The sequence below is a fragment of the Pseudalkalibacillus salsuginis genome (genome assembly GCF_021646685.1).
In the GTDB taxonomy this organism is placed as follows: Bacteria; Bacillota; Bacilli; order Bacillales; family Fictibacillaceae; genus Pseudalkalibacillus; species Pseudalkalibacillus salsuginis.
Map to the genome: position 1 here is coordinate 64,779 of NZ_JAKJHW010000008.1, position 13,668 is coordinate 78,446.

Sequence of the window (13,668 nt, forward strand, 5' to 3'; positions counted from 1 at the left end):
GCTGATGGTGACAATATAAAAGTCTTTGTGGATGATCAGCTTATGATACAGCAGAATGACCAATCATTTGCCCATGGATATTATGGGTTGATATCCAGTGGCTCAACGGCTGCATTTCGTAACGTCGAATTTACAAATACATCCAATTTCATAACTAATTTGTCTGGCTGGAAGGCGATCAGCGGATCATGGGAAGACTCCTTAGAGGGGAAAACAGGGGCTTCTAAAGAAGATGCCTTTACTTTGAGTGGTCAAACGGCCGATAACTTTTTGTACGAATCGGAAGTCAAAGTATCAAAAGATCAAGGAGAAGGTGGAGCTGGAGCTCTCGTTTTCCGTGCTGATCAAGATGTAAAAAACGGCTACTTTGCCAATGTTGATGCTTTAAACGATGTGGCGAAGCTGATGAAGATCGAGAACGGGAAAATCACTGTTTTAGCTGAAAAATCGATGAGTATCGAAACGGACCAGACTTATCGCCTGAAAATCGATGCATATGACGACCATATAAAAGTCTATGTTGATGACACCCTCATTCATGATGTTAAGGATGGTACTTTTACAGATGGGTACCTTGGGTTAAATGTATGGAACTCTACCACACTATTTCAAAATGTAAAAAAAGGAGAAAACATTAGAACTTCTGATATCGTAATTGCCAACCATGATTTTGAAACAGGCGATTTGACTGGATGGACCTCTATGAAAGGAAATGCCTTTACAGATGATCACGTTACCGATGTAAGCAACTACTGGGGTGGACCTTTTGAGGCTCAAGGGAATTATCATTTATGGGGATTTTCCGACCTTCATGGTGGGGATAATGCAATAGGCGAGTTGCGTTCTTCCTACTTCAAATTAAGTGGGTCCGGGGAAATCAACTTTCTGTTAGGCGGAGGGAATGATATCAGCAACCGTTATGTATCCTTGGTTAGAGCTTCTGACGGACAGGAACTAATCCGCCAGGCTAACACTAAGTTTAAAGATGACGAAACATATAAGCGTTATGTCTGGGATGCTTCTGAATATGTGGGAGAAGTTTTCTATATTAAAGCAGTGGATCAGGCTACTGGCGGGTGGGGGCATATCAACATCGATGATTTCAATGTTTATAATGAAGGACCGATTCCTGATGAGGTCGACCAGGTAGCTAAAGAGCCCGAAAAAAATAATTCCAAACAAAGCGGGACGATTGAAGAGTGGACATCGGTATCAGGAGAGTGGATTGATTCAACCCACGGAAGTAATGGGGGAGTTTGGGAGTGCCCGACATTAGTGGAACTTCCGATTGATGGAGATTCCAATAACACGAAGTGGGTCCTGCAAGTAAGTATCAATGACGGGGGCCCTGCTGGTGGATCTGGTATGCAATACTTTGTTGGTGACTTTGATGGAAAAACATTTACCAATGAGAATCCTCCAGATAAAGTACTATGGAGTGATTACGGAGCGGATTATTATGCTGCCGTTGACTGGAGTGGGATCGAAGGAGATCATGGAGAAAAATACTGGCTCGGCTGGATGAGCAACTGGCAGTATGCTCACGAAACACCTACCTCAACTTGGAGAAGTTCGATGTCTTTACCACGCACAATGGAACTCACTCAAACCGAAGAGGGGACCCGTTTAAAACAAACGCCTGTTTCTCTAAAAAGTATTCAAAACAATAGACAAATGACTTCCTATGATAATGTAGTAATTTCAAACAACAGCAGCCTTCTTTCTGATTTCTCAAGAGATACGTATGAAATGATCGCCGAATTCGATGTTTCTAATACGAATGCATCAGAGTTTGGTTTTAAAGTGAGAAAAGGGGATGGAGAAGAATACACTAAAATAGGGTACGATATTGCAAGGGAACAGCTTTTTGTTGATCGTGCAAATTCCGATGATTTTGACTATGGTGATCATGTTGTAGATAGGCATGCTGGCCCGCTAACAGCTTCAGATGGTAAAGTGAAAATGCATATTTTTGTTGATCGCTCAGCTGTTGAAGTATTCGGAACAGACGGAGAAATCGTAATCACCGACCAAATTTTTCCTGATCCTTCAAGTAAAGGGTTGGAGATATATAGTGAAGATGGAGAGGTCACCTTAAATTCGTTGGAAATTTATCCATTAAAGAGTATTTGGAAAGATAAGAATCGTTTTAAAACAAATTTAACCGGCTGGAAGCCTGTTTCGGGGAGCTGGGCAAAGACGAGGGAAGGATTACAAGGCCAAAGCAGTGGCGATTCTTTTAATATATCGGCTCAAGAAGGACATGATTTTCAGTATGAAGCGGATATTAAAGTGCTGGATTCCGACTCCCATCCGGACGACCCTGAACAAGATTTAGTTGATAATTTAGTAGGCGCAGGAGCTTTGGTTTTCGTTCTGATCCTGATGCAAAGAACGGATATGCAGCCAATATTGATGTAAAAAATAATGAAGTCAAACTTATCAAATTTTTAGATGGAAAGGGAATTGACCTGGCAACCTACAATGACGATGGTAAGTTGAAGTTAAAAGCCAATCGGGATTATCGCATAAAGGTAGAAACGAAAGGTGAACATATAAAGGTATATTTGGACAAAAAGCTAGTGATTGACATAAAGGATTCCACATATAAAGAGGGGTATTTAGGCTTAAACGTATGGGATTCAACAGTAGTGTTTAACAAAGTGAAGATGAATGAAGATTGACATCATTTTGTAGACAGACTATAACCTGAATGATAGGCACTTCAAAAAGGTGTCTGCCATTCGGGTTTTTTGTGTTTTTTCAAATGTGGGAAGTCGGTTTATTCTAGATTTCATGCATTCTAATAATGTCGTATATCTAGAATACGGACCTGTTTATCCTTAATATATCCTAAAATAATTCTTTATAGTTAAATGATAAAGTATGGTAAGCTAACTTATACGAATATGTTGCTGTGGGGTGAATGAATGGAAACCAAATATAAGTTCGTCAAAAAGTCTATTAAATCTAAGATTTTAGATGGTACGTATAAGTCGCATGAAAAAATCTCATCTGAAAGTGAGATGATGCGCCAATTCAATGTGAGTCGGCACACGGTCAGGTTAGCGATTGGAGAGCTTGTGAGCGAAGGGTGGCTCTATAGAGAGCAAGGTGCAGGTACTTTTTGTGCGGATCGTACGGAGCAGACGAGAAAAGATTCAGGTTCAAGGAAAAATATTGCTATTGTTACAACTTACATTTCTGATTATATCTTTCCCTCGATCATTCGTGGAGCTGAAGGCTATTTGAGTGATCAGGGATATCATGTCACTTTATTCAACACAAACAATGATCATGAAAAAGAACGAATTTATTTAGAAAAGATTATATCCCAAGGGTTTGATGGAGTCATCATTGAGCCGACCCAGAGTGCTTATTCCAACCCAAACATTGATTATTACTTGAATCTTGAACGTTTGAATATTCCATACATTATGATCAACGCCTATTATGATGCATTAGAGCCAGTAAGAGTTATCGTTGATGATGAACGGGGCGCGTACTTGCAGACAGAGCATTTGATTAAAAATGGCCATAAGGACATCCTCGGGTTTTTCAAAACCGATGACATGCAAGGAACTCTTAGGATGAAAGGATACTTAAAATCTCATCGAGAGTATGGGGTCCCGATCAATCCTAAGCATATTATTTCTTATAATACATCCGAAAAACATACGAAGCCGATTGAAGTACTGAAAAGCTTCTTAAGCCAGCAAGTGCCTCGTCCTACAGCCATCGTATGTTATAACGATGAACTGGCAATGAAATTGCTGAATGTCATTCGAGAGAACCACCTTCGTGTTCCTGATGATTTATCCATCATCGGTTTCGATAACTCGTTTTTGGCGGAAATGTCAGAAGTAAAGTTAACGTCCATTGAACATCCGAAAGCTGATTTAGGAAAGACTGCTGGAAAAATAATATTAAAATTGATCAAACGTAAGCAAATAACCCAAGATAGTACTGAAGAAGTGAAAAGCGTGATCTATTCCCCTGAATTGGTCCTACGTCAATCTACTAAAAATATAAACCCTTCAAGTAAAAGCCTTCGGGATGCCACGTAAAGAATACGAAGGAGTACTATTTAACGAATAGTACTCTTTTTTACACTTAAAGAAAGTATAAAATACTTTCTTCAGTATAAGTGCAACTATGACTCATCCTACGCCTAAGGCTTGGCTTTGCCAAGTCTTCTTTACATTTTAAGAAGGTACAACTTTTCATAACTTGAGGGCCCTGGAACGTTGTCATGAAGGGGTTTGCCTATAAAAATAAAAAATTTTTTATTTTCTGTCATTCTTTTTCTTGATTGTACGTATAAATTGTTTTAAGATTAAACAGACAGACAAAGTTATACGTATAAGTTGAGAGGAAGGTGGCTGGCTATGCTGGAGGATTTAAAACAGCAAGTGCTTGAGGCAAACAAGGCTCTCCCTAAACTTAATCTTGTTACATTTACATGGGGAAATGTAAGCGGTTTCAATCAAGAGAAACAGGTAATGGTGATTAAACCGAGCGGAGTTCCTTATGACGAGCTTACGACAAAAGATTTAGTTGTGGTGGATCTTCTGGAGAATGTTGTTGAAGGAAAATTAAAACCATCATCTGACACACCGACACACTTAGTCCTATATCGAAAATATCCGTATCTTGGAGGCGTTGTACATACCCATTCTCCCTGGGCGACCAGCTGGGCGCAGGCAGGTAAAGGTATTCCTTGTTTAGGGACGACGCAAGCAGATTACTTTTACGGAGAGATTCCATGTACGCGTAAGATGACTAATGGTGAAATTCATGCAGATTATGAAGAGCAAACAGGAAACGTCATTGTAGAAACCTTTGAGAAGAGGGGCCTTCACCCTAGTCAAGTACCTGGTGTACTTGTCCATAGTCATGCACCGTTTAATTGGGGACGTAATCCTAAGGATGCTTTGCACAATGCCGTTGTTTTAGAAGAGGTAGCGAAAATGGCCATTCATACGTATCAAATAAATCCTGATACACCCGACATGGACCAGGCGTTATTAGATAAGCATTATTTACGAAAGCATGGAGCGAATGCTTATTACGGTCAATGATTAGTGAGGAGGAACGTTATGTCAACAAAGTATGCAATAGGAGTGGATTATGGGACAGAATCCGGGCGAGTGGTATTAGTGTCTCTAACCAATGGGGAAGAAGTTGCGGACCACGTCACACCTTATCGTCATGGAGTGATTGATAAGCGGCTGCCAGGAACAGAAGTTAAGCTTGGACATGAATGGGCTCTGCAGCACCCAGGTGATTATATAGAAGTTCTGGAGGAATCTATCCCTTCTGTCATAGATGCTTCTGGCGTTGATGCTGAGGATATCATTGGCCTAGGGATCGACTTCACAGCCTGTACGATGCTTCCAATCGATGGGGAAGGCTCCCCGCTTTCTTTCAATGACTTGTGGAGTAATAACCCGCACGGATGGGTGAAGCTATGGAAGCATCATGCTGCTCAGGATAAAGCGAATCAACTGAATAGAATCGCCGAACATCGTGGGGAAGAGTTTTTGAAACGGTACGGAGGTAAAATTTCTTCCGAATGGATGATCGCGAAAATATGGCAAATCCTCGAAGAAGCACCTGAAATCTATGATGCTGCTGATCAATTCATAGAAGCTGCAGATTGGGTGATCTCCCAGCTGACAGGCAACCTTTTGAGAAACAGCTGTACGGCTGGGTATAAATCGATTTGGCATAAAAAAAACGGTTATCCAAGCAAAGCCTTTTTTCGATCCTTGGATCCTAGATTAGAAGATTTGACGGATACGAAGTTAAGAGGTGAGGTTGTCCCTTTAGGAACCAAAGCTGGGGGAATCACAAAGGATATGGCGAAAAGGATCGGATTGTGCGAAGGGACTCCAGTAGCAGTGGGAAATGTAGATGCTCATGCGTCTGTACCCGCTCTTGGAGTGACATCGCCTGGAAAAATGGTCATGACCATGGGAACATCGATCTGTCATTTGTTGCTTGGAGATGAAGAAAAATATATAGAGGGCATGTGCGGAGTCGTAGAAGATGGTATCATCCCAGGGTTGTACGGGTATGAAGCGGGGCAGTCGGCTGTAGGGGATATTTTCGCCTGGTACATTGCTCACGGTGTACCTTCTTACGTCAAGGACGCTGCGGACAAACAAGGAATGAATGTGCATCAATATTTAGAACATAAGGCTTCGGAGTATCACCCAGGTGAAACAGGACTTCTAGTATTAGACTGGTGGAATGGAAATCGTTCTGTACTCGTTGACACCGAATTAAGCGGGCTTCTGATCGGAGCCACTCTGCAAACAAAGCCTGAAGAAATCTACAGGGCTCTCATTGAAGCTACAGCCTTCGGGACAAGGAAAATCGTCGATGCTTTTCATCACAATGGGGTACCAGTGGATGAACTTTATGTTTGCGGTGGCCTGCCTCAAAAGAACAAATTGCTCATGCAGATTTATGCGGACGTTACCAACCGCAGGATAAAAATTGCTGATTCAAAACAAACCCCAGCCCTGGGAGCTGCAATGTTTGGCGCCATAGCGGCCGGCAGTGAACGAGGTGGGTTTGATAATGTCGTTGAGGCTGCTGAGAAGATGGCAAGGATAAAAGAAGAAACGATCGAACCGATCCCTGCCCATGTTGAAATCTACGAAGAGCTATACCAGGAATATTCTACCCTTCATGACTATTTTGGAAGAGGAGAAAATCAGGTGATGAAAAAATTGAAAGCGCTTAGAAATCCAGGAAATGCAAGGAAGGGGAGTTATTATGTTGAAAATCAGACCTTATGAATTCTGGTTTGTTACAGGAAGTCAGCATTTATACGGAAAAGAAGCATTAGAAGAAGTCCAGGCTCACTCAGAAGAAATCGTGGGTGATTTAAATGAAAAGCAAGACTTGCCTTTTCGGATCGTGTTCAAATCCGTTTTGACATCATCAGACGATATTCATAAAGTCATGGTTGAAGCAAACGCGGATGATCATTGTGCAGGATTGCTGACGTGGATGCATACCTTTTCCCCGGCAAAAATGTGGATTGCTGGATTAAAAGCGCTGCAGAAGCCTTTGCTTCATCTTCATACACAATATAACCGGGATGTTCCATGGGACTCCATAGATATGGATTTTATGAACTTGAACCAATCCGCCCATGGAGACCGTGAGTATGGATTCATGGTATCCCGCCTGAATATCGCGAGAAAAGTTGTGGTGGGTCACTGGAAGGATGCTGGAGTTGTTGGAAAAATGGCCGGATGGATGAAAACAGCCGTTGCTCATACAGAAGGAAGCAACATTCGTGTAGCGCGTTTTGGGGATAACATGCGTAATGTAGCCGTAACCGATGGAGATAAAGTGGAGGCTCAGATCAAATTCGGATGGACAGTTGATTATTATGGAATAGGTGATTTGGTAGAGGAAATAGAAAAAGTCACAGAACAGGAAGTGGAAGATCTATATCATACGTATACGGAATTATATGATCTGATTGATGGTGATTCAGAGGGGGTTCAAGCATCCATTAAGGAGCAGGCTCGTATCGAACTGGGCTTGAAATCTTTCCTATCTTCAAAAAATTATAATGCGTTCACAACCAATTTTGAAGATTTGCACGGGATGAAGCAGTTACCTGGTTTAGCCGTTCAGCGCTTGATGGCAGAGGGGTACGGTTTTGCAGGTGAAGGGGACTGGAGAACGGCTGCTCTTTTACGAATGATGAAAATTATTTCACATAATAAAGGAACCTCTTTCATGGAGGATTATACGTACCATTTAGACCCGGAAAATGAAATGGTCCTTGGCTCACATATGTTGGAAATTTGTCCAACACTGTCTAGTGAAAAGCCGGAAATCGTGGTCTCGCGGCTTGATATCGGAGGGAAGGATGATCCGGCACGTCTCGTTTTTAATGGAACCGAGGGAAAAGCGGTCAATGCTTCCTTAATAGAATTAGGGGGACGTTTCCGTTTAGTAGTGAATGAAGTAGAAGCAGTCCGTGTACAAGAAAAGACCCCGCACTTACCAGTTGCGAAAGTGCTTTGGAAACCTCAGCCTTCCTTAAGTGAAGCTACTGAGTCATGGATCTATGCTGGAGGAGCACATCATACCGTTTTTTCAACGGAAGTCACTTTAGAGCAGTTATATGATTTCGCTGATATGGCAGGAATTGAATGCATCATCATCGATCAGTCAACCAATGTACGACATTTAAGGAATGAACTCAAACTGATGGATGAAATCAGAAGAGTTTAGTCGTTATTAAAATTTTCATAGATTAATGGTCATTGATTAAGGAGGTGTGCCTTGCAATAAATAATGAAAACGGTGTTATTGGTGTGGTAGGAAGTGTTCAATAATTTTCTAAAGGGGACAATCTAATGAAGAAGATGTTAGTTTTAGTATCTATTATCGTCTTATCCTTGATGACAGCATGTGGTAATTCGGAAGGAGCAAGCGGAGGAGAAGGGAAGAAAAGCGTTGGAATAGCGATGCCGACGAAGTCTTCTGAACGTTGGGTGAAAGACGGAGAGAACATGGCTGCTGAATTTGAAGAATTGGGATATAAAGTTGACCTTCAGTATGCAGAAGACGTTGTAGAAAACCAAATATCTCAAATAGAAAATATGATTACGAAAGGTGTAGACATTTTAGTAATCGCTTCTATTGATGGAGAAGCATTGACGGATGTCTTGAATCAAGCAAAAAATCAAGAAATACCTGTTATTGCTTATGATCGATTGATCATGAACTCTGATCACGTAAGTTACTATGCAACTTTTGATAACTTTCAAGTTGGTGTCCAACAGGGTGAATATATTGAAAAAGAATTAGGTTTAAAAGATGGGAAAGGCCCCTTTAATATCGAGTTATTCGCTGGTTCCCCGGATGATAACAATGCTTATTTCTTCTGGGACGGGGCAATGTCAATCTTGCAACCCTATATCGATAAAGGTCAATTAGTTGTCCAAAGTGGGCAAACAAAGTTCGAACAAGCTGCTACGTTAAGATGGAGTGGAAGTAAAGCACAAGAAAGAATGGATAATATCTTGAGTGCCCATTATTCAGGTAAACAATTGGATGTGATCTATTCACCATTTGATGGAATCAGCAGGGGAGTTATTTCTTCTTTAAAAGCGGTCGGCTATGGTTCAGGCAACAAACCGATGCCGATTGTAACCGGTCAAGATGCTGAATTGGCCTCCATCAAGTCTATTATCGCAGGCGAGCAGACACAAACCATTTTCAAAGATACAAGAAGTTTAGCAGAAAAAGCGGTACAAATGGCTGATGCTGTTCTTAAAGGCGAAGAACCTGAAGTCAATGATAAAGAAACCTATGATAACGGTTCAAAAGTGGTGCCAGCTTACTTGCTTGAACCGATTCCTGTAGATATTGACAATTATAAGGAAGTACTTGTTGAATCTGGTTATTATACTGAAGATCAGCTTAAATAACTGTTTGAGTAAGATGATTTAGCATTTTGCTTCTATCGCTAAATCATCTTACTTACTTTCAATCAAGGGTGTGATGTCCGTGGATAGTCCAATTCTAGAGATGAAAAGTATTACGAAGAGGTTTCCAGGAGTTAAGGCTTTAGACGATGTAAACTTAAATGTTCAACAAGGGGAGATTCATGCATTAATCGGTGAGAATGGTGCTGGAAAATCCACACTTATGAAAGTTCTGAGCGGAGTACACGCTTATGGAACCTACGAAGGTGAGATTATTTTTAATGGCAGCCTTTGTGAATTTAAAAATATTAATGAGAGTGAAGAGCTAGGGATCGTTATAATCCACCAAGAACTCGCTTTAATACCAGAGCTGTCAATAGCTGAAAATATCTTTCTTGGTAATGAACAACAAAAAAATGGTGTGATCAATTGGAGTGAAACGTTAGTAAAAACGATAGAACTACTGAAAAAAGTAGGCCTGAAAGTAGACCCTGAGGAAAAAATTAAAAATATTGGGGTTGGCCAACAACAGCTGGTAGAAATAGCGAAAGCGTTATCAAAAGATGTCAGGTTACTTATTTTAGATGAGCCCACAGCTGCACTTAACGAAGAAGATAGTGAGAATCTATTGAATCTTTTAGTAGAGCTTAAAGAACAAGGGATGACTTCGATCTTAATCTCCCATAAGTTAAAAGAACTTTTGAAGGTTTCTGATAGTCTGACAGTACTTCGAGATGGCCAAACCATTCAAACCTATCATCTAAGTAGTCAAAAAATTACGGAGAGCATCATTATTAAAGATATGGTAGGGAGAGACTTGACCAACCTTTATCCAGAAAGAAAAAAGGTAATAGGAAATGAAGTTGTGTTTGAAGTGAAAGACTGGTCTGTATATCATCCGTTAGATCCAAATAAACAACTATTGCACAATGTCAATCTTAAGGTGAAAAAAGGCGAAATCATAGGGATCGCCGGGTTGATGGGAGCAGGGCGTACAGAACTTGCAATGAGTATATTCGGTAAATCCTATGGTAAAAAGATATCCGGTGAACTCTATAAAGGTGGTCAAAAAATTAAATTAAATGATGTAAGCGAAGCTATTAAACATAAAATTGCATACGTATCAGAAAACCGTAAGGATTATGGTTTAATACTTATTGATAGTGTCCGTAAAAATTTGACATTATCGAATCTAAAAAAGGTTTCCAATAAAAACATCCTCAATATGAATGATGAAATTGTTGAAGCGGAATCCATAAAAACAAAAATGAATGTCAAAGCACCGTCCATTGAACAAGTAACGAATCATCTCAGTGGGGGAAATCAACAAAAGGTAGTACTCGGAAAATGGATTTTTACTGACCCGGATCTATTAATACTGGATGAACCATCCCGAGGAATAGATATAGGTGCGAAATTCGAAATCTACAAGATTATTAATGAATTAGCAGAGAAAGGCAAAAGTATTATCATGATTTCGTCAGAGCTCCCGGAACTACTGGGGATGTGCGATCGGATATATACGCTTTGTGAAGGGAAAATCACTGCTGATGTGGACATTGATGAAGCTGACCAAGAGACGTTAATGACATATATGACACAAAGTTGGAGGTCTTAAAATGGAGGGTATTAAACAATTACTTGCTAGTAACATACGTAGATTTACGATGATTATCGCATTGGTAGGAATAATCATTCTATTCCAGATATTGACCCATGGGATCTTACTAACCCCATTGAATGTAACGAATATTATTATGCAAAACAGCTATATCATTGTATTAGCTATAGGAATGATGCTGGTCATCATTACGGGTGAAATAGATTTGTCTGTCGGATCCGTTGCAGCTTTTGTAGGAGCGGTTTCTGGTGTTTTACTCGTCAGCTGGGACTTACCTGTATTCCTTGGCATTATCATATGTTTGGCTCTCGGAGCCCTTATTGGCGCATGGCAAGGGTATTGGGTGGCTTATGTAAATATACCTTCATTCATTGTTACTTTAGCTGGGATGTTAATTTTCAGAGGACTAACCTTGGTCGTGTTGCAAGGTCAGACCCTTGCACCGTTTCCGGACAGCTTTAGAAAATTAAGTTCATCATTCATACCAGATTTATTTGGCAATGGAGAATTACAATTATTTACGATCCTTATCGGCCTCATCTTTACTGTAATTTATATTGTCAGTGAATTTTCCATACGGAAAAAGGATATAAAATATGGATTCAATACGTTATCCATGCCTTTATTAATGTTGAAGATCATCCTTCTTTCAGTTGTAATCAACTTATTTACATATATACTGGCTCAGTATGAAGGTCTTCCTTATGTATTGCTTATATTAGTAGCCCTCGTCCTCGGGTACACATTTATAATGAATAAGACTGTACTAGGACGCCACATTTATGCAGTCGGCGGGAATGCAAATGCGGCTAAATTGTCTGGTGTCAAAACGAAACGAATGAAGTTTCTCGTTTTTATGAATATGGGTATTTTAGCTGCTTTAAGTGGAATGATTTTTGCTGGTCGTTTAAATGCCGCCACTCCTCAAGCTGGTAATTTATTCGAATTGGATGCAATTGCCGCAGCTGTAATTGGTGGTGCGTCATTCACTGGAGGAATCGGCACCATATTCGGAGCTGTAATCGGAGCTTTAGTCATGGGAGTATTAAACAACGGTATGTCACTCATGGGGATTGGTATTGACTGGCAACAAGCTATTAAAGGATTGGTCCTTTTAGCAGCAGTCGCCTTTGACGTATTGAACAAAAATAAATAGAGATCTTAAGGCAAGTTATTGCTTTGTTTGCTAATGAGCTTGCCTTAACTTGAACAAGGATCCATAGGAAAACCGGCCCTTTATCTAAAACACTTTGTCTGTTGTTCAATATTGGGCTAAATTATCTTATACAAACTGTCCTTATCCTCGGGGCAGTCGTTGGGAAAGGAAGAAGTTTTCATGAACATGGAAACGCAAGAGATTCAAGTTCCTGGTCAAAAAGCCTGGACATTATTTCAACTGGAAAATGACCAGGGTATGAGTGTCCATTTTTTAAACTTTGGAGGGATCATCACGAATATTTCTGTCCCTGATCAAAATGGGAATTCTAAGAATGTAGTGCTTACCTATGAAGATTTCGGGGATTACATTGAAAATCCAGGATTTCTGGGGGCATTAATCGGCCGGGTAGCTGGCCGTATCAAAAATGCCTCATTTCAAATAGAAGGAAGGGAGTATGTAGTAGAAGCGAATGAAGGGGAACACCATCTCCATGGAGGTGAGCGTGGCTTTCATCAATGTCTCTGGAAAGCTTCTCCATTTGAGGGGGATAGGGAAATAGGTGTAAAGCTTTCACACAAAAGTCTTGAAGGTGAAGGAGGATACCCCGGGACCATTCACGTTGAGGTCACCTATACACTGACGAACGATAACCAGTTGATCATCGATTATTTCGCAGAAACGGATCGGAAAACGGTGCTGACAATGACCAATCATTCTTATTTTAATTTAAGTGGAAAGGCCGATCATACCGTTCATCACCATTCATTACTTTTAAACAGTTCACGTTTTGCCGAGTTAGATAATCAGCTCATTCCGACTGGAAAATGGATAGATGTAACAGATACACCATTTGATTTCCGTCAAAATAGAAAGCTAGGATCCAGCTTTTCCAATGAAACTGCTCAACAAAGAGCTGCGAATGGTGGCATAGATCATTTCTTCTTGTTGGATGGTGAAAGGAAGCCGGCCATCCGGCTGGAAGATGCAGAGTCAGGACGTACGCTTGAGGTGGAAACGGATCAACCAGGCATTGTCATCTATACCTCTAATAATCTTCCAGAAGGGAAAATCTTGTCTGAAGGAAAAACGATGACACACTCAGGGATATGTATCGAAACGCAGAGCTCCCCAGCATCCTTACATGAAACAGGGTTTCCCGATATTTTCCTTACTCCCGATAGGCCTTACCATAGACGAACGTCGTTTAAGTTCGGAACTGGAGTATCAGAATGAAATTGACAAACCTTTGATCTAATTAGCCTCTCATGAGTACACTGGACTTTTGAGAGGCTTTTTCTTCTTGTTTCGAGTGATATATGCTGCCAAAAACACGGCTTGATGATCCCCTCGATATTGGCTAAGGCATGGCGGAACCCCTTCACTATGGCGAATATCGACTGCTTCAGTAAGCCTGCTTCCGT

10 protein-coding genes are annotated in these 13,668 nt (G+C 40.7%); all 10 read left to right on the forward strand.

Annotated features, from left to right (window positions below):
• The first annotated feature begins 42 nt into the window (after positions 1 to 42).
• The 10 genes from L1611_RS17525 to L1611_RS17570 all read left to right on the forward strand — a co-directional run bounded on the left by L1611_RS17525 (position 43) and on the right by L1611_RS17570 (position 13,480).
• Complete coding sequence (locus tag L1611_RS17525; RefSeq protein WP_407681744.1) at positions 43 to 2,421, forward strand: glycoside hydrolase family 32 protein; 2,379 nt, start codon at positions 43 to 45, stop codon at positions 2,419 to 2,421.
• On the forward strand, positions 2,412 to 2,684 hold the full coding sequence (locus L1611_RS17530; protein WP_322972576.1) for a DUF6250 domain-containing protein: 273 nt from the start codon (positions 2,412 to 2,414) through the stop codon (positions 2,682 to 2,684). The genes L1611_RS17525 and L1611_RS17530 overlap by 10 nt, the downstream gene beginning before the upstream one ends.
• 246 nt (positions 2,685 to 2,930) lie before the next feature.
• Positions 2,931 to 4,067 (forward strand): GntR family transcriptional regulator, encoded by a 1,137-nt coding sequence (locus tag L1611_RS17535; protein WP_236315011.1) that lies wholly within the window; start codon positions 2,931 to 2,933, stop codon positions 4,065 to 4,067.
• 321 nt (positions 4,068 to 4,388) lie between these two features.
• Positions 4,389 to 5,081 carry an L-ribulose-5-phosphate 4-epimerase gene (gene araD, locus L1611_RS17540; protein ID WP_236315012.1) on the forward strand — a complete coding sequence of 231 codons (693 nt, stop codon included), beginning with the start codon at positions 4,389 to 4,391 and terminating at the stop codon, positions 5,079 to 5,081.
• Positions 5,082 to 5,099: 18 nt separating this feature from the next.
• A complete protein-coding gene (locus L1611_RS17545) occupies positions 5,100 to 6,809 on the forward strand; it encodes a ribulokinase (RefSeq protein ID WP_236315013.1) in 1,710 nt (569 codons plus the stop codon).
• Entirely contained in the window at positions 6,787 to 8,268 is a 1,482-nt protein-coding gene (gene araA, locus L1611_RS17550; RefSeq protein WP_236315014.1) for an L-arabinose isomerase, read from the forward strand. Before L1611_RS17545 ends, araA begins: the two co-directional genes overlap by 23 nt.
• A gap of 125 nt (positions 8,269 to 8,393) precedes the next feature.
• Positions 8,394 to 9,470 carry a multiple monosaccharide ABC transporter substrate-binding protein gene (gene chvE / locus L1611_RS17555; RefSeq protein WP_322972574.1) on the forward strand — a complete coding sequence of 359 codons (1,077 nt, stop codon included), beginning with the start codon at positions 8,394 to 8,396 and terminating at the stop codon, positions 9,468 to 9,470.
• Between the two features lie 73 nt (positions 9,471 to 9,543).
• The gene (mmsA, locus tag L1611_RS17560; RefSeq protein ID WP_265738500.1) at positions 9,544 to 11,085 is read left to right on the forward strand and encodes a multiple monosaccharide ABC transporter ATP-binding protein; all 1,542 of its coding nucleotides are present in this window, start codon (positions 9,544 to 9,546) and stop codon (positions 11,083 to 11,085) included.
• Position 11,086: 1 nt separating this feature from the next.
• Entirely contained in the window at positions 11,087 to 12,244 is a 1,158-nt protein-coding gene (gene mmsB, locus L1611_RS17565; RefSeq protein ID WP_236315016.1) for a multiple monosaccharide ABC transporter permease, read from the forward strand.
• Between the two features lie 180 nt (positions 12,245 to 12,424).
• Positions 12,425 to 13,480: an aldose epimerase family protein gene (locus L1611_RS17570; protein ID WP_236315017.1), complete on the forward strand. Its 1,056-nt coding sequence runs from the start codon at positions 12,425 to 12,427 to the stop codon at positions 13,478 to 13,480.
• Positions 13,481 to 13,668: the final 188 nt, after the last annotated feature.